General features: G+C 65.7%; 17 protein-coding genes. 5 read left to right on the top strand and 12 right to left on the bottom strand.

What is annotated here, in order from left to right; translation table 11 throughout:
- The first annotated feature begins 120 nt into the window (after positions 1–120).
- Positions 121–3,555, top strand: coding sequence for a phosphotransferase (locus ACL03I_RS14605; RefSeq protein ID WP_412806203.1), 3,435 nt, complete (start codon positions 121–123; stop codon positions 3,553–3,555).
- A gap of 25 nt (positions 3,556–3,580) precedes the next feature.
- Here ACL03I_RS14605 and ACL03I_RS14600 read toward each other — a convergent pair whose 3' ends face one another.
- On the bottom strand, positions 3,581–3,802 hold the full coding sequence (locus ACL03I_RS14600; protein ID WP_355072857.1) for a hypothetical protein: 222 nt from the start codon (positions 3,800–3,802) through the stop codon (positions 3,581–3,583).
- Positions 3,803–3,824: 22 nt separating this feature from the next.
- Between ACL03I_RS14600 and ACL03I_RS14595 the strand changes: the two genes are divergently transcribed.
- Positions 3,825–4,028, top strand: a complete 204-nt coding sequence (locus tag ACL03I_RS14595) for a hypothetical protein (protein WP_355072859.1) — start codon at positions 3,825–3,827, stop codon at positions 4,026–4,028.
- A gap of 935 nt (positions 4,029–4,963) precedes the next feature.
- Here ACL03I_RS14595 and ACL03I_RS14590 read toward each other — a convergent pair.
- A complete protein-coding gene (locus tag ACL03I_RS14590) occupies positions 4,964–5,434 on the bottom strand; it encodes a MarR family winged helix-turn-helix transcriptional regulator (protein WP_355072861.1) in 471 nt (156 codons plus the stop codon).
- Positions 5,435–5,615: 181 nt separating this feature from the next.
- Here ACL03I_RS14590 and ACL03I_RS14585 point away from each other — a divergent pair, with 181 nt between their 5' ends.
- Positions 5,616–6,050 carry a hypothetical protein gene (locus tag ACL03I_RS14585; protein ID WP_397072887.1) on the top strand — a complete coding sequence of 145 codons (435 nt, stop codon included), beginning with the start codon at positions 5,616–5,618 and terminating at the stop codon, positions 6,048–6,050.
- A 189-nt stretch (positions 6,051–6,239) separates the two neighbouring features.
- On the opposite strand, the gene ACL03I_RS14580 is transcribed toward ACL03I_RS14585, so the two are convergent.
- From ACL03I_RS14580 to ACL03I_RS14550, 7 genes are all read right to left on the bottom strand, one after another.
- On the bottom strand, positions 6,240–7,004 hold the full coding sequence (locus ACL03I_RS14580; RefSeq protein ID WP_412806202.1) for an ESX secretion-associated protein EspG: 765 nt from the start codon (positions 7,002–7,004) through the stop codon (positions 6,240–6,242).
- Positions 7,005–7,065: 61 nt separating this feature from the next.
- Entirely contained in the window at positions 7,066–8,343 is a 1,278-nt protein-coding gene (locus ACL03I_RS14575) for a hypothetical protein (RefSeq protein ID WP_412806201.1), read from the bottom strand.
- A gap of 13 nt (positions 8,344–8,356) precedes the next feature.
- Positions 8,357–8,731, bottom strand: a complete 375-nt coding sequence (locus ACL03I_RS14570) for a hypothetical protein (RefSeq protein ID WP_412806200.1) — start codon at positions 8,729–8,731, stop codon at positions 8,357–8,359.
- A 15-nt stretch (positions 8,732–8,746) separates the two neighbouring features.
- Positions 8,747–9,244, bottom strand: a complete 498-nt coding sequence (locus tag ACL03I_RS14565) for a DUF3558 domain-containing protein (protein WP_412806199.1) — start codon at positions 9,242–9,244, stop codon at positions 8,747–8,749.
- A 191-nt stretch (positions 9,245–9,435) separates the two neighbouring features.
- The gene (locus tag ACL03I_RS14560; RefSeq protein ID WP_412806198.1) at positions 9,436–9,945 is read right to left on the bottom strand and encodes a DNA-directed RNA polymerase subunit beta; all 510 of its coding nucleotides are present in this window, start codon (positions 9,943–9,945) and stop codon (positions 9,436–9,438) included.
- Between the two features lie 114 nt (positions 9,946–10,059).
- Positions 10,060–10,269 (bottom strand): hypothetical protein, encoded by a 210-nt coding sequence (locus ACL03I_RS14555; RefSeq protein WP_355072873.1) that lies wholly within the window; start codon positions 10,267–10,269, stop codon positions 10,060–10,062.
- Positions 10,266–10,481, bottom strand: coding sequence for a hypothetical protein (locus ACL03I_RS14550; RefSeq protein ID WP_355072875.1), 216 nt, complete (start codon positions 10,479–10,481; stop codon positions 10,266–10,268). Before ACL03I_RS14550 ends, ACL03I_RS14555 begins: the two co-directional genes overlap by 4 nt.
- Between ACL03I_RS14550 and ACL03I_RS14545 the strand changes: the two genes are divergently transcribed.
- Both ACL03I_RS14545 and ACL03I_RS14540 read left to right on the top strand, forming a co-directional pair.
- Positions 10,383–11,978, top strand: coding sequence for a helix-turn-helix domain-containing protein (locus ACL03I_RS14545; protein ID WP_412806294.1), 1,596 nt, complete (start codon positions 10,383–10,385; stop codon positions 11,976–11,978). The two genes, ACL03I_RS14550 and ACL03I_RS14545, sit on opposite strands and share 99 nt — an antisense overlap.
- A 552-nt stretch (positions 11,979–12,530) precedes the next feature.
- Complete coding sequence (locus ACL03I_RS14540) at positions 12,531–13,220, top strand: esterase/lipase family protein (protein ID WP_412806197.1); 690 nt, start codon at positions 12,531–12,533, stop codon at positions 13,218–13,220.
- A gap of 185 nt (positions 13,221–13,405) precedes the next feature.
- Here the strand turns inward: ACL03I_RS14540 and ACL03I_RS14535 are convergent, their stop codons facing one another.
- From ACL03I_RS14535 to lipA, 3 genes are all read right to left on the bottom strand, one after another.
- Entirely contained in the window at positions 13,406–13,984 is a 579-nt protein-coding gene (locus ACL03I_RS14535) for a transglycosylase SLT domain-containing protein (RefSeq protein WP_412806196.1), read from the bottom strand.
- Positions 13,985–14,651: 667 nt separating this feature from the next.
- On the bottom strand, positions 14,652–16,085 hold the full coding sequence (locus tag ACL03I_RS14530) for an ATP-binding protein (protein ID WP_412806195.1): 1,434 nt from the start codon (positions 16,083–16,085) through the stop codon (positions 14,652–14,654).
- A 126-nt stretch (positions 16,086–16,211) separates the two neighbouring features.
- Positions 16,212–17,252, bottom strand: a complete 1,041-nt coding sequence (lipA, locus tag ACL03I_RS14525; RefSeq protein WP_355072885.1) for a lipoyl synthase — start codon at positions 17,250–17,252, stop codon at positions 16,212–16,214.
- Positions 17,253–17,254: the final 2 nt, after the last annotated feature.

Below are 17,254 nucleotides of genomic sequence, written 5' to 3'. Positions count from 1 at the left end.
TTCGTCAGATCAGAACGAGACGAAAGTTAGCAAGAGGCACCGACATTCGACGGCGCGTGCGAGATCGCCGGCGGCCGGCTCTGGCACAATCGTGCCGGGCTCGTGAGGAGGGGGTACGCCATGGTGTTGACCGCGCGGTTCCAGCCGGGATCGACCAGCCGTCCGTTCGTCGACCGCGCGCCGGTGCTGACACGGTTCGACGAACTGCTCGCCGAGGCCGCCGGGCATCCCCGCGTCATGCTGCTCGGCGGTGTCGGCGGGATCGGCAAGTCCCGGCTGGTCACCGAACTGCGGGCGCGGGTCGGCAAGAAACATCCGGCGGCGGTGCTCGACCTGCAGGTTCCGAGTCATCGCCAGGCCGCGGACGGACTCGCCGTGCTGCGCATGCAGTTCGGCGCGCAGAAGATCAAGTTCCACCGCTTCGACATCGCCCGCGCGGTGTTGTGGCAGCGCATGCACCCGCATCTGCGCCTGACCTCGGACGCGCTCGCGCTCGCCGAGCACAGCGAGATCCTGACCGAGATCCTCAACGACGCCACCGGCATCCCGGTCTTCGGCACCGCGACCCGGTTGCTCGAACTCGGCGCTCGCAAGGTGATCCGCACCCACCGGATCCGCCACGATCCGGTCCTCGGGGAACTCGACCGGTTGAGTCTCGCGGGCCTGGAAGAAGCCGTCTCCTACCTGTTCGCGGAGGATCTGAAGAGCGGGACGGAGGGGAAACCGTATGTGGTCTTCCTGGACGCCTACGAAGCGCTGATAGGCGGCGCCGATCGTGAAGGCCGCGCGGCGGCGTCCGATGCCTGGCTACGCGATGTGGTCGCGCAGCTGGACACCGGGTTGGTGGTGATCGCCAGCCGCGAGCCGCTGGGCTGGGAGCGGCACGACTCGGAGTGGTCGGCCCGCATCCGGGCCGTGCCCGTCGACGACCTGCCGATGGACGCCCGCTTCGAATTGCTCGACTCCTCCGGCATCGAGGATCCCGACGAGCGCGCGGCGATCGCCGCTTCGAGCGCGGGTGTCCCGTTCTATCTGCATCTGGCCATCGATGCCCGTACCCGCGCGGGTTGGGTGACGCCCGCCGAATTGGTGTCTCCGGAAACGATTCTCGAGCGTTTCCTCCAGCACGTGCGCCCCGACGAAGTTCGCATGCTGGAACTGCTGGGCCTGCCGCGCACCTTCGATCGGGAGATCTTCACCGCGGTCGCCCGGCAGTTCGAGCTACCGCACCACATCGCCGCGTGGAAGTCCCTGGTCGCGTACTCGTTCGTGTACGCGGCGGACGAGAACGACGAGGGTGAGCGCTTCCAGCTGCACCAATTGATGGTGGACGCGTTGCAGTGGCGTTTGGACCCGGACGTCCGGCGCACTCTGCACGGGGTGCTGCACGACCTGTGGTTCGCACGCGCCGAACGGTCGCTCGGCCGGGTCGCGGCCTTGCGGGAGGCGGGATATCACGGTGTCCGGTCCGGGCTGCTGTCCGCGGTGACGTTGCTGGGATACGTCGACCGGATCGAGGCGGCGGGTGGCAGCCAGGGCATCGGCGGAGTGATCAGCGATCTGGACCGCTATCTGAGCGATCCGCATGAGAACCTGACAGGTATGGCGGAACTGTCGGAACTCACGCGGTGCCTGGAAGCGGAAGCGGCGGTGCTGCTCGGCGACGCCAAACAAGCCGATCGGCTCACCCGGGACGTCGCTTTGGACCGGACCGGCCCGATCGCGGAGCGGTTGGCAGTCGCCGCGGCGAACGCACGCCGCATACTCGGCGACACCGACGACGCGTTGGCCATCTATCACGACGTGTGGTCGCGCGGATCGGGGCGGGCCCGGCTCGTCGCGGGGCAGTGGGCGGCCGATTTGCACATGTGCCAGGGCCGATTCGGTCAGGCGCTGAGCATGTGCGAGGAACTCGTCGCGATGGCGGAGGACGACCACGAGTTCCTCGGCGACATCGCCCGGTTGCGTCATCTCGCCTACCGATTGGCGTTCGACACCGAACGCGCCGCCCGGTATCTGACGGAGGCCGACACCCATTATCGAGCCGCGGGCAGCGTTGTCGGACAGGCGAATGTCGCGACGAACCTGGCGGAACTCTTGGCGCTCACGGACCCGGCCCGGGCGATCGAGGCCGCCGGAGCGGCGATCGTGCGACAGCGTGAACTCGGCGCGTTGCACGAACTCGGAAAGGCCTACACCGCACTGGGTCTGGCGCGGTTGTCGCTCGGGGAGCTGGATGCCGCCGAGCACGCGCTCGCCGAAGCGTGCGAGATTCTCGAGCAGGCCGGGTACCGCTCCGGTCGAGCCAGGGCCGAACTGTTCCGCGCGGGGGTCTTCGCGCGCCGCGGGAGGCGCGACGATGCCGTCCGCAGTGCCCGCTGGGCCATCGCGGAATTCCAGGGGGCGAACGTCTATCCGGGGCTGGTCCTCGTCGCGCGAGCGGTCCTGGCGCTGTACGGCTGGACCGAACCCGACATCTCCGAAGCCGCGGCGGCCGCGCGGTCGCGCATTCAGCCGCCGACGCCCGGATCGGGATTGGACCGCGACGCCGCACGCGTGATCGCCCGGGTGATCGGTGTCGACGCCGAGGCGATGTACGTCGAAGCGCTGTCCCGATCGCAGTCGGCCGCGGGGTACTACAACCACAACGTCCGCGTCGACGGCGTCGCCGGTGCGGTGAACGTGCGGATTCCGGTAGCCGGCGCCGATGTGATGGACCTGCGGCAATGGCCCGAACCTGCGGTGCTGATCGCGATCGAGCCCTTCGTCGCCGCGGCGCCGAGACTGCGCTGGGAATCGGTTCACCCCGCCTATCAGATCCACGACTACATCGACGGCGACCTGCTGGATCGCATCGCGCCGCGCGGGGTCCGAGTTCCGGCTCATGTACCGGCTGATGTGGCGGCGCTGTTCGGGGAACTTCGGCGCATCCCCCGAGATCTACTGCCGCCGGTCGAGCCGGACTGGGGTGACGAACCCGCTGGGTTCGCGCGCCGATTGTCCGCCGTCACCGCCCGCGTGCACCGTGACAGCAGTGCGGAGTTCGGCGAGCTGTACCGCCGCTTGGGTGTGCCCGATCAGCCGCTCGAGCACATCCTCGCGGCGTGGGACACGCTCGAGGCCAGGCCTTTTCGAATGCTGCATGCCGACGTGCACCGGAAGAACATGATCGTGCGAAACGATCGGGTCGTATTCCTGGATTGGGAATTCGCGCTGTACGGCGATCCGGTCTACGACGTGGCCACGCATCTGCACAAGATGGGCTACCTGCCGGAAGAGCAGGAGGCGTTCCTCGCAGCGTGGGTCGCCGCCGAGCCCGAGGCCGCGATCGGGCAGTGGCGTCGCGACCTGCGGACCTACCTCGCACACGAGCGGGTCAAATCGGTCGTCGTCGATGCGGTCCGCTACCGCAAAGCAATCGGGCGGGGCGGGGCCGACGCGGCGGCGTTGGTGGCCAGCATGTGCGGAAAGCTGCGGCTGGCGCGAGACGTGTGGGAACAGACCGAGCCGGTCGACGACGCGGCGGTGGAAGCGGCGTTGCGCGGGCGTGATTGACGCGGCGATCCGCGTACGCCCGTGCTCACCGGGTCGGGGCCCCGATCGAAATGCCGGTGATGAACTCCGCGACGATCGTGTGATCGGGATACTGCCGTCCGTAGACGGCGACGATAGCGCCGACGCGGATGTCCGTCGCCTGTTTGGCAACCAGGACGTTCACCTTGGTGTTGGCGTCGGCGCGGACTTTGACGCTGCTGCTGGTGAACGCGTTTCTGACCACCAATGTCGTGCCGTCATTGGCCACGACCTTTCCGAAGGTGACACCGATGCCCGTCCGGACGGGCGGGGGAGCGGCTACCGGCGCGGTCGTTCGCACGGTGGACGTAGGTGCCGGAGTGCTGGGTGCGCTGGTGCGCAGCGCCGTGGATGACGCCGACGTTCCGGTCGGGTGGTTCACCAGCAGACACCCCGACACCAGCAGGAGCACCACGCCGACGCAGAGTCCGACGAAAGCGGCCGCGCCCGAATGATGCAGCCGGTGCGGCTCGTCGTCCTGACGTGGTTGAGACAGCGGAGGCATAGCCATTGCCGTGGTCTGCGAATCGGATTCACTCTTCGGCGCGAGTGCGCCCGGATGTACTCGCGGCTGCGGCGGTGCTTGGTTGTGCGCGTTCGACGATGCGCCGGGCCCACTCGCGGCGGCAGTGATCGATCTGGTTATCGATCTGGAAAGTGTTGCTGCCGAGAATGATTCGGGATCCCCGCCGACTCGTGCCAGCCGACCCACCTCCGCCGGCTTCCGTCGGTGCGTACTCCAGCGAGGCATAGGGCAAGGTTATGTTCACCCGGCGCTGTGTTTGTTGTCACTGGCGGGAGTAGCGGTGTGACCTGCATCGATGGGCCGTTGTCGGGCTGATGGGCCGTTCGCGTGGCGACTACGTGGCGCAACAGGCACTGCGGTTGATACCGAAATCGTCTGTGGGGCAGCGTACGTCGCTTATCGACCACAGCACCCCGCCACCTCTCGCCAGGCGCGAGTGCCCCGCAAGCTCCGGACCCAGCTGGACTCGCACCGGTGGGTCGTCTTCGGCTTGCTTCGCCCGAGTGATCGCGGCGGTAATGGTCAACATTCTCGGCCGAGTCATCGAAGCGCCTGCCGCTGTGGTGGCCCTTCCCGCATCCTGGACAAACTTGCTCCGAGCAGTGGCGTCGTTGCGGCGTCCGATCTTGAAACCTGAGGAATATCCCGAGGTTTGGTGTCAGTGTGTCCCGGCCGGATGTTCTGCGCGCCGCCTGCGGACAAGCGTGGCCGCAAAGCGAACCCGTCGCAGCCCTAAATGCCGCAGACATGTCCAATACGCCCGTGCAGCCCGGAACGGCTCAGGAGCGGAATGAAGGATGCTTCAGGCCGAACGTGACCAACCTCCGCACTGCAAGGAGGGCGCCCATTCTGAAGTGATGATGCTCATTGTTGTCCGCGGCCGGGCAATGGTGCGACGTCACTGGGTGCAACGTTCACGAATTTTCCCAGGAGTCGTTTGAATTGCGCGCGCTCAGCGGCATCGAATCCCTCGAGCAGGTCGTCGGCGGCGGCCTTGGCGATCGTTTCCGCCTGTTTGAACGCCTTCGTGCCGGACTCGGTCAGTGTGACGGCGACCGCTCGCCGGTCGGCAGGGTCGTCGCAGCGTTTGACGAATCCTCTGGACTCGAGATCATCGATCATTCGGACCATAGCGGACTTGTCCGCGCCGAGATGTTCTACCAGCCGTGTCTGATTCATCGGGCCGAGGCGCTGCAGGGTCATCAGCACTCCGAAATGCCTGCCCTGTATGTCCAGTGCCGTGAGCGCCGAGTTGAACGCGTCAGCCGCATGCCGGTGCGCTCGCTGCAGGAGAGGGCCGATGGCGTAGTCCGGTGTCGCGTCACGGATAGGCATGGCGGGAGGCTACCTCTCTGGTCGATCACTCGACCAGATGTATCTCACTTGATACTATCTCGATTGAGATAATATCCTGTCATGAACTCGGAGGATCCCGATGTCCGATCACACCACCACCGAACGAGCCCCGGTCCGCTCGGTTCCACCGAGACGCACCCAGGTACCCCACGTCGGTCGGGTGCTGCTGGTTGTCGTCGGCATCGCCACGATCGTTGTCCCCGTCCTGCTCGACGGAGTGATCCTGGCAAGCAGGCATATGAACAATCCCGCTTGGCTGCCGCACGCCAAGCTGCATACGGCGATGGGTTTCTTCGCCGCCATAGGCCTGGGCGTAGGTGCGCTGATATGCCTGCTCGGCCGCCCGGTGACCGATCGCTTCAGCATGGCAACCGGCGCCTACCTCGCCGGCGCCTTCTGGATCGCGGTGCTCGCCGCGGGTTGCTGGCCCGGCACCTCGTATTTCTTCGTCGACGATCCCGTCTACAGCCATCCCCTCTATCGCCCCGAATTCCTGGGAATGCCCGACAACGTCGCCACCGCGGTTCTCATGATTGTGCTGGTCGTCATCGGGCTAGCGCTGGTCCTGAGGCGTCAGAAGACATCCACCGACTGAGCGCGCTGCCACAAGGTCGACGCGCCCGAACTCGGCGCGCTCGTCCGCGCCGGTGCCCTGTGCCACAAGGGCAAACCGCTCGGACTCCCCGGAGAATCGGGCTGGTGAACTCCGGTGCGTCTGCGGCGCTGGATCGTTGGCTCACTTCTCTGGCCCGCCTGGTCCCGGTTGCGTGTGTGGAGGGTGGCGTCAGGTGTAGCTGGGATCGTTTTCCTCGCGGAAGGCCGCGACCGTTGCGTGTACGACCCGGTCGAGTTGGGACCGTACTTCCGTGGTGTCGGCGGGGACGGCCTTGATGGTGGTTCCGCTGCGGACGAGGTAGCGGCCGTCGGGGTAGTCCATCACGTGGAAGCCACGGGCGGGCGCCGGGCGATTGTCCCATGCGGGGCCCGCGTAGACCGCGACGTGGGCGATGGTGGTGCGGGGGCGCTCGAAGAACTGCTCGGCTCGGGCGCGGGGCGGGGCCGGTGCGCCCACGCGGTACGGTTCCTCGTCCTCCTCGGCGTCGAGTTCGTGCCGGGAGATCTCGATGCCGGGGCCGCTGCCGCGTGCGGCGTCGGGTAGGTGGTCGATGACCCGACGGCTCACGCTCTCCGCAGCGATCAGTGACATGTGCACGGCTCCACCGCGATCCGGCGATGCGGTGGGCTCCTGTACCAGCAGCACGGCATGCCGATAGTGCACGGCCGCGTGGACGCGCAGTTTGTCCTTCCCGCTGAATCCCGCCATCTCGATGCGTGCCTCGGGTTCGGCCAGCACACGCAGAGCGCTGTACAGGGACTCGTCGAGGCGACGGTGCAGTCCGGCGGCTTCGGACTTCCACTCCGACTCGTAATCGGCGACGGTCTCCGCCGTGGATCGATACTGCAAGGGGTATGGCAGCACGTCGCGCTCGACGGCCCGCCACAGCACCGTGAAGCCGAGCGCGGTGAACGACCAGTCCCGTCGGCTCATGCAACCGGCTCCTTTGTCATGGACCGCGCGCGTGGTGGCGTGGCGTCGAGACCGGTCCGGCTCATTCGCCGATCACCGGTGGCACCGACTTCACACTGTTCTCCGCACCGAGACCGGTGAGTTCCTCACCGTTGCGCTGGTTCACCAGGTAGTCCTTCGTCTGGTGCTCCTTGTCGTCGTCGCCCTTGCCGCGAGCGCCCGGCGCCATCATGCCCGGCATGCCGCTCGTTCCCGGCCGACCGGTGCCGGGCCGCGCGGAAGCGGCGGCGGGAACGCCGCCCGGGACACCGTTGATGCTGCGACCCGGTGCGGGAGTGCCGGGGCCGGGAGCGTTCGGGTTGAGTGTGCCCGGGGTGTGCGTGCCGGGAGATCCGGGACTCGGTGTTCCGGGGCGGGTCAGCGATGGATCGGTTCCGGGATTGGTGCTCGCCGGTTGGGTCGACGGGTTCGTGCTCGCGGGTGTGGTCGCGCTCTGTTCGGTCGTGCTTTCCTGCTCGGCAACAGGATTCGTGCTGGACGGGACGGTGGTCTCCGGCGTGTTCTCGGTACCCGGTTGCTGTGCTGGGTCCGCCGTGGTGGCTTTGTCGGCGGTGTCGGTGCCGGACGACGACGGCTGCCAGCCGTTGTTCGGCGTGTACGGCTGATCGCTCGAATTGTGCACCGGGTTGTACGGCTTGGGCACCAGTGGAACGCCGGTATCGGCTTCACGGACGGCAGGGTAGAAGACGTTCTTGACGACGTTCACCGACGCGTCGTGCGCGGCGTCCTCGCGATGCTGGTTCAGCTTCCAGGTCGGGCCCGGCACCCAACTCGCGACGTTGCTGGTCCACGTATGGGCGGGTGCTTCTTGCACGGCGGGCCGGGTGACCTCGATGCCCGACCGGATGATCTTCACCTTCTCGGCGACGATCTGCACCGAACTGATCAGTCCACCGGACTTGTCGACATATTCCTTGATCCCGTCCGCCGCGGCCTTCGCCGCCGCCCCCTCCCATTTGCCTTCCATGGCCTTGCCGATCTCCGGGCCGAAACCGTGCAAACCCTGCTCGAGCCGGTTGCGAATGGACTCCCACCGCTGGTGCAGCGCGACGACTCCATCGATCGACATCGCCTGCACGCGTTGATAGAGATCGTCCATGCCGTCCGGGTTCTTGAACGCGCTCTCCGGAACTTTCGGCGACTGGGTCTGCAAATCACTACCGGCGCGCATGATTTCGGTGATGCGGTTCCGCGCGATGGCCGCGTCGGGGCTCTCATCGCGCGAACCGCTGTCCGGCGGGCCGGATTTCGACTGCTCGTACAGCGCGGCGCCAATCGCTACCAAGAACGGCAGGCCCATGATTATCCCCCGGTCAGTTCAGCAGATTGCTCGTGTCTTGCGCATTGGAGTCGTCCGTCGCGCCGATGCGGTCCACGGAAATCTGGATCGTATCACGCATCAGGGTCAGTACTTCGATGTGCTCTTTGAGGGCAGAGTTCACATCGCCTTCGCCGCCGATTGCTTTGGCCCCCAGCATGTTCGCTAGATCGTTGGAGCAGTCGAACTTGCCGAGGCCCGTGACCATCTCGACATCCTTCAGGCTCGTGCGTAGAGAGTTGTAGAGCTGGATCTGGCGATCACAGGCATCCCAGCATGCCTTCGCAACCGAGCGGTCCAGGTAGAGGCGGCCAGCCTTCGCTTCGTCAGCGAGGTATCGCCAGCGCGATACCTCCTCTTCCATAGCCATAGATGATCTCCTTGGTCAGCGCGGAAATATCGGGACCAGAGTCTCAGCGGCTTTCATCGCCCTGGTGCATGGCGCGATCACATTCTTCGATGAGGCATGGTTGTAAATTGTGATACTCAGTGCGCCATGGCTTGCGGGAAAGACCAGGTCGCAGTCCTCGTCGAACTTGTCCTTCGCTCGACGGTACTGAACGCCGTTTCGGTCGCCGACGGAAATATCGGTGAAGTCGATATTTCCTTCCTTCCTCCTGAAGTCGTCTACGGAATGAATTGTCGACCAGATGCCGAGTGTGAAGTCGGCATTGCTCCAGTTGCAGTGCTTCCATCCGGGCTCTTCGACGCCACCCACCCCGGACTCTCTCGTCGACGGGCCCACGCCGATTTTCTGAAGTACCTGATCCGACACTTGCGTGCACGGATCCCACAGGGCGGCCGTGGCCGCCGAGGTATCGATCGTGCTGGGCGTGGCAGTCCCGTGCGTGCCCGAATCGCATCCCGAAGCGACCAGCGCCACCCCAGCGAGTGCTACAACTGTCGCCGTCGTCCGTCGTCCCACGAAGCCTCCCGATCCGGGCCGTCAAAGTCGTCCTGAAGTCTATGACGCATATACAGGGTCTCCGGTTCCATCGGATTCGGTTCGTTCGGATCAGGAGCTTCGGGTCGTTGCGTCATCTGATCGACGGGCGCGCAGGTGGGTGAGCGTTGCTAGGGGTGGTCTCGCGGCTGGTCGGGTTTTTGGAACCCATAGTGGTGGTGTGCAGTTCGGTCCGCGCAGACGATGATCGACTGGACGACGGTGCTGATGTGCGGGCGGAACGTGTCGCGTGGTGCGACGACCCACCGGCGGTATCCAGTTCGTTCGTCGGCGGGGGAGGGCAGCAGGATCTCGCCGCCATCGGGGACGATCGTCGCGGAGGCGCGCAGCAGTGCGACGAAGATGTCGGTGTCGTTGGCGAGCTGGTGTGTGTCGTCGGGGCGGACGAGGATCGTCCAGCGTCCGGAGCCATGTGCGATGACGGGACCTAGCAAGTATTGCCTGGCCAGTTCGGAGCGGACCATTCTGCCGAGCTGTTCGGGCACGGTGACCGCGCCTACGTCTCCCGCGCGCAGGGTGATTCGCCGAGTTTCCTCGTGTACGTAGCACGGCAGGCCGTAGACGTGCCGGTAGCGCTGGCAGCGGGTGAGTGTGGGATCGGAGGCGGGATCTGTATTCATGGCCGCTCCGTCAGCACGAATCGGGGTGAAGTCGGCCTTGTTCGAGTTGGACAGATCGCATCGTTGCAGTCTCCGTTCGCATTTCGAGGATGAAGGGGTGGCGGCGCGGAGCGATCAGTCCCACAGCTGTGCGCAAGGAAGGTGCGGGAGATCGTCGTCCAGGTCGTCGTCGACAGTCACCGTGATTTCCGGGAACCGTTGCGCCAGTGCGCGTGCGACGCTTTCGGCCTGTTCGGCGCTCGCCTGGTAGTCCAGGCGCAGCGGACCGGTTTCGATTTGGATGTGGCGGCGTCGGTTCGGCGGCCCGGGAGCAGCTGCCTTCACTGCGGCCTGCTCGGGTCCGGCACCATCCGCCCGCTGTCGACCAGCACCTGTCGCGCCGCCGCCTTGCGTGCGCAGTATTTCGCGCGGCAGGCCACATGGATCTGCATCACTTCATGGGCCTGGCGGATACTGAGCGGCCGCATCGGCGCTTGGTGGGCGGCCGCGTCACACAGGGCGATGAGTTGGTACATGGCGAGGGAATGCGTGGACACGGGAAACCTCTCTGTTTCGCGGATCGACCGGTGCCCGGTACCGGGGGCTGTCGCCACCGGCCCGCCACTCTGGCGGGCTGGTGCGCCGCGCAGAGTGCGGCGTCGCCCCGGTACCGGGCACCCGCGACCGAACGTAGGCCGCCCGAATACCGAGGTAGGAGCACGGATCGCGGTTTCCGTTCCGGTTATGCGAAGAGCCGTATATCCTGCCGATGCAATCGCTTTCGGGGTAAAGCTGTGGGGAAATTCGACCAACGATCGGGGGGCTCGGCCATGTACATGACCACGGGCGAAGTGATTCGGCGCATCAGGAAATCCGTCGGCATGACGCAGACGGAATTGGGCGCGCTCATCAACTTCTCGCAGCCCGCCGTCTCGGGTCTGGAGCGCGGCGGCCCGGCCTCACACGACGTTCGCGTCTTGCGGCTCGTAGCCCGTGCACTGGACGTTCCGCTTGCCATACTGGTAGTGGAGTCGGACCGGGAGGCAGATGTGGACCGTCGCAACTTCTTCAAAGCAGGGGCATCAGTAAGCGCGGGGGCCGCCATGACGTCGGTTTCCGCCCCCGTGAACGCCGCGTCGGCGTCCGCAGGGAAAGTCGGCGCGAGCGATGTCGAAGCGATCATCGACAGCGTGAATCAGATCCACGAACTGGATCTCGTGGTCGGCGGCGACCGTTTGTGCCGGGTGGCGGCCAATCAGGTCCGCTATGTCGAGCAGCTTCTCGACCAGGGGAGTTACACCGAGGCGGTTGGTCGGGCGCTCACCAGCGCCGCCGCCGAGATGATGACCGCCGCCGGTTGGGTGCACTACGACGCCGGGCGGCTCGACGATGCTCGGCGGTATTACGCGGACGCGGCGAACGCCGCCAATGCGGCCGGTGACGGGATCGCTGCGGCGCATGCGCTGGGGAATGCCAGCTGTCTGATGGCGAGTCGTCCCGGAGACGACGCGAAGGGGAACCCTTTGGCCGTGCAATACGCACAGGCCGGAGCCCGGGCATCACTCCGCGACGGTGGTCCGAAACTGCGTGCGTTGATGGCGATCAGGGAGGCCGAAGCTCACGGGGTACGCGGTGACAAGTCCGCGATGACGGCGGCGATCAGCCGGGCGCACCGTGCATTCGAATCGACTCGTGGGCACGACCCGGATTGGGTTTACCTGCCGGAAGGCGAATTCGTCGGTGGCATCGGCTGGGCGCAGATGCGGCTCGGCGAGCACTCGCAGGCGGCATCCAACCTGCAAGCCGCGATCGAAAGTTCATCGGCATGGCCCAGGGAGCGCGCCGCGTGGCAGGTCCATCTCGCGGAGAACTTCACCACGTCCGGTGACGTCGCACGAGCATGCTCACTGCTCGCCGAAAACTACGACACCATCGCCGGACTCGCGTCCACCCGCCTGCATCAACGCATCGATGCCATCGCGAATAAGGTTCGCGGTCATTCCCGGGTTCCAGAGGTTCGAGACTTCTTGGCCCGGCGTGCGGCACAAGCCTGATACCTCGTATCCGTTCGTCGGCATCGACCAGCTCGTGGGAAGCGCGACCCAGGACTCGCCGCATCGAGGTCTAGCTCGAAGGTGGGTCTTGGCGCGGTGCGCCGTCCCTGGTGCCGCGTCCGGAATTTGATGCGGTACCCACGGTCCGGGGTGGCAGCCGCAAGCTGGCCCATATCCCGCTGCGCGGCAAGCGGCTGGTCCGGATTCAGCGGGCAGTGGTGATGGCGTCGGCACAAGCATCAGCCGGTCGGATTCCTTGCCGAGCTGACGCGAGTATCCGGAATCGTATGCACGGTAGGCGGCCCGCGACTTCAACGGGCACGGGTTCGAGGCTCTGGACTCCTCTCCCGAGGACTCCTCTCCCGACCTGCCCTCTGCTGTCAGCTCGTCGGCGCGGCGTAGCTTCGCCCAGGACCTTCTGCGCGGAATGTCGTGAGAGATCCAAGGACTCGGCGGCGAGTTGAAACAACCAAATCGCACAATGCCCCGGATTAGCCTCGAGGCGCTACCTTCTGTCTGCTCGCAGTGCAGCGAGCAGATCGGAGTCAAATCATGCGCATCACATCGATCACGCGCCGCCTAGGCATGGCCGCAATCACCCTGGTCACGACGGCTACGGCCGCACTCGGCATCGCCACGCCACAGGCGGCTGCGGCGCCGGCGCGGGATCCTATCCTTTTCGTCCACGGCTGGCACGGATCGGCGGCGGACTGGGATTACATGTGGAGCAGATTCCTGGACGCGGGGTACTCCGCAGAAGAGATGGCACGATTCAGCTACGACACCACACAGTCGAACAAGGACATCGCACTACAGGTGAAAGCGCAGGCCGATGCGCTGCGCGCGAAAACCGGCGCCGCCAAGATCGACATCATCTCCCACTCGATGGGCGGCCTCAACAGTCGCTGGTACCTGAAGAAGCTGGACGGCCTGAATTTCGTCGACGACTGGGTCTCCATCGCCGGCCCCAATCACGGCACCGACGTCGCCAACGGATGCTTCGACGCCTCCTGCGCGGAGATGCGGCCCGGCTCAGCCTTCCTCGCCGAACTCAACAGCACCGACGAAACCCCCGGCCGGGTGAACTACGGCACCTGGTGGTCGCCGTGCGATGAGATCATCAACCCCGATCAGAGCACGATTCTCAGCGGTGCCACCAACACCCAGACGGCGTGCCTCGGCCATATCGCGCTGCTGTCCTCGTCGACGGTTTTCGAGGGCGTGCGCGACTTCGTGAAGTAGTCGGCTGAGCCCGGCCCGGCAAAGCTGTCCGCAAGCGTCGACGGCCTCCGCGTCGAGGAAGTCCAGCCCGAGTCGTGGGGACAGGGCTGAAACAGCGGTGCCGCGGTGGTGCGGTCGCACCCGGAAACGGCAGCGCCTCCGCGTCGAGGAGACGAGGAGGCGCTTGCCGGATCCGAGTTCGAGGCTCAGTAGGCCCCGTTGACGTTGTCCATCGAGCCGTACCGATGAGCCGCGTAGTTGCAGGCGGCGGTGATGTTGGCGACCGGGTCCCAGATGTCGAAGGCGGTGCCGTCGACGTGGTAGGCGTTGAAGGTCGGGTCGATCACCTGGAGCAGGCCCTTGGAGGGGGTGCCTTTGGCGGCGTTGGAGTCCGACAGGTTGATGGCCTTGGGGTTGCCGCCGGATTCGCGCATGATGTTGCGGTGGATGCCCTCGTAGCTCCCCGGAATGCCGTGCAGGCGCATGACGTCGAGGGACTGGCGGATCCAGCCGTCGAGGTTGTTCTCGTAGACCTGCGGCGGTGCGGGCACGAGGCCCTCGGGCGCGGGAGCGGGCAGCCCTGGCAACGCGGGCAGTTCGGGCAGTCCCGGCAGAGCCGGGAGGTCGAACGGCGCGGCGACCGGCGTAACGGGCACCGGAGCGCTGTCGTCGGCCACCGCCACACCGGCGGAGAAGCCGACGGCGATCACGCCGACGGTGGCGGCGAGGGCAGCGCCCTTACGAAGGGACGGGCGGCGGAGAAAAGAAAGGCGTGCGTCAGACATCGAGAAATCAGTTCCTTGTTCGTGCGGCGATCCGGCCGGGAAAACCCAGCGCGGATCCACGGCGGGCACCAGGTAAGGTGTTCGCCATCTCGGCTCGTGTGCGGTTTTCGGATTTCGTTGTGAAGGCCAGGGTTCGAATTCCTGGCGGCGCGACGCGGTGCACAACTCGGGGGCGATGCCCGTCGGTGCCGCTGCCGTACCCGAAGAGAAACAAGCCGTGGGCTGTGGAGCTGTTTCCCAGGTCCCTCTCAGACCTGATCTCAGCTTGATCACGACTGGTTAACGCACGGCAAACAGTCAGTTAATGGTCCGGATAAGCGATCTTGTAAGCGCCGATCGGCTATACCTATCAACGCCACTACCAGGCATTTTGCTGACAAACGTGATTTGGACCACAAATTAGTATTTTGCAGTAACGAGACCAACTTGGTCTCGATCCGATTACTGGAACTCTGTATCCACGCTTGTGCTGACAACTCGGAGCGGGCATGGGCAATTACCTCGCGACTACCTCGCAACCACTCCTACCGGCTTGCAAGATCGCGCTCCGCGAAAAGTTCCGCCCGTCCGTTGAGTCGATTCCGTTCGCACCGCTCGGCATCCTCGAGTCGTGGACGCAGATTATCCGGGCGTCCGCTCGGCTCAACAGACCGATTCGGATCGAGAGTCACCCCCATGCTCGAACGAGATCCTCTGGCCCCCAATGCAATGCCAGCGGCAAGTTCTTCGCGACGCCGGATCGCGAGACGGCTACGAGTGCGGTGCCGTGATCGGTTCCGGGCACTGCGGACAGCGAACGGGCGAGACGGTCGTAATCATGGCGGTCGAACGGGCGATCTTCGAGCCACTTGATCGAGCCGACGAAATGCACCGCCCTGGCGACCGGTTCTCGATCGGCCCCGATCAGGTCGATTTCGGGATTGTTCTGCCGGTTCCACCAGCCACCGACCGCCTCGGTGTCCGGCCACCTCGCATCGGGCAGCAGACGCATGAGGGATTCGCGGACCAGCGGTTCGATAGCGCGTCCGCGCCAGGTGGTCCAGGAACGTTCGATCCGGTTCAGTGCGACATCGCCACGGCCGCGTTCGATGAGTGGAATGCCGCGTTCCAGGAAGGCGAGCCAGAACCGGAGATAGGGGTCGGCGATTCGGTAGCGTTTGTTCTTGGTATCCGGCTTCGTGGACAGCGGAAGATCGCCAGCCACGATTCGCTTGTCCTGCAACATGTTCAGCAGCGGATTGAGGGTGCCCGCGGGCAGTGCGTTCGTTCCACCGGCTTCGGCGGCGATGGTACTGAAGGTTCGTTCTCCGCTGCCGATGGCTTCCAGGACCGCGCGCGAGCGCATTCCCTCCGGAAACTCCCCCAGCAGCGACAACTCGCCTGCCACGAGCAAAGGAGCCAGCGGATTCGCGGCCGCGTCCCGCAGGAAGTCGGTACGGCTCATTCCTGGGCGCCACGAACTCACGATCTCGGGGAACCCGCCGGTGATCAGCAGCGCGTCGACGCTGTCGGCGGCGTCGAGGCCGGTCATGGCCTGCACATCGGCCAAATGCAGCGGTTCGACGGTCATTCTCGTCGCGCGTCCGAAGAACGGCCGGTCGCGTGATCCGAGGGCCTCCATGACGGAGATGTCGCTGCCGACCAGGAGCAGTAGCACCGGCTTGGCCGACAGGTGGCGATCCCACACCGTCTGCAACGCGCCTTCGAACTCCGGATCCTGTTCGACCAGCCACGGCACCTCATCGATAACCGCGATGCAGGGCGCGTCATCGGGTAAGGCGATCGCCAGGGACCGGAGAGCTTGATTCCAGTCGCCGGCCTGCAACCCGCTGATCAACTCCGCGCGCCCGAACCCGGACTGAGCGACCGTAGCGGTGAACTCCTCACGCTCGGCAACGGGATTGCGCCCGCGCGTTGCCTGAAAGACCAGGTAGCCGTGGTCGGAACGATCGCAGAATTCCTGGACGAGCCGCGATTTACCGACCCGTCGGCGACCGGTCACGATGACGGCACGGCCCCGGGTGGTGCCGGTGCCCTCGATCACCGAGTTCAGTTGACGAGTGAGCAGGTCGAGGTCTGCGGACCTTCCGGTGAACTCCACACCCGCCTCCTGAACTAAGGTGACAACTTACTAAGAATCAATCTTAGTTTAAGCACAGTGTGGTCTGCTTCGGACACGCGTCGGCCCTCGCGCGCGAAGGCTGGGCGCGAGGGCCGACAGTAAGGATCAGTTGCCGAAGCGGGCCAGCACCGAGCTGGCTTCCTGGGAGGCGGTGCCCTCCTCAGCGAGGTGCGCCATCTCGGGAGCGATCTCGCGGCCATGGTGGGCCATCGCCTGGGCGTAGAGCCGCCCGGCCCGGTAGGAGGAGCGGACCAGGGGGCCCGCCATGACGCCCGCGAAGCCGATTTCCTCGGCCGCCTCGGAGTGCTCGACGAATTCCTCCGGCTTCACCCAGCGGTCCACAGGGTGGTGGCGGGGGGAGGGGCGCAGGTACTGGGTGATGGTGAGGATGTCGCAGCCTGCCTCGTGCAGGTCGCGCATGGCCTGGGTGACTTCCTCGGGGGTTTCGCCCATGCCGAGGATGAGATTCGACTTGGTGACCAGACCGGCTTCGCGGGCGGCGGTCAGGACCGCGAGGGAGCGCTCGTAACGGAAGGCCGGGCGGATGCGCTTGAAGATGCGCGGAACCGTTTCGAGGTTGTGCGCCAGCACTTCCGGGCGCGCGGAGAAGACCTCGGCGAGCTGGTCGGGGTTCGCGTTGAAGTCGGGGATCAGCAGTTCCACGCCCGTGTGCGGATTCAGACGCTTGATGGCGCGGACGGTTTCGGCGTAGAGCCAGGCGCCGCCGTCTTCCAGGTCGTCGCGGGCGACGCCGGTGATGGTCGAGTAGCGCAAGCCCATGGCCTGGACGCTCTCGGCGACGCGGCGGGGCTCGTCGCGATCCAGGGCGGCGGGCTTGCCGGTGTCGATCTGGCAGAAATCGCAACGGCGCGTGCACTGTTCGCCGCCGATCAGGAAGGTGGCCTCGCGGTCTTCCCAGCATTCGAAGATGTTGGGGCAGCCCGCTTCCTCGCAAACAGTGTGCAGGCCTTCGCGCTTCACCAAACCCTTGAGTTCGGAGTACTCGGGCCCCATGGTGGCGCGGGTGCGAATCCACTTGGGTTTGCGCTCGATGGGGGTTTCCGCGTTGCGGGCTTCGATGCGCAAGAGCTTGCGGCCGTTGGGTGCGGACGCGTTGTGTGGTGTCGGGGTATCGACTGAGGTCACTT

This window comes from Nocardia sichangensis (genome assembly GCF_047200615.1).
Classification (GTDB): Bacteria; Actinomycetota; Actinomycetes; order Mycobacteriales; family Mycobacteriaceae; genus Nocardia; species Nocardia sichangensis.
The sequence above is the reverse complement of the archived record's forward strand: the minus strand, read 5'-3'. Positions and strand labels throughout refer to the sequence as shown.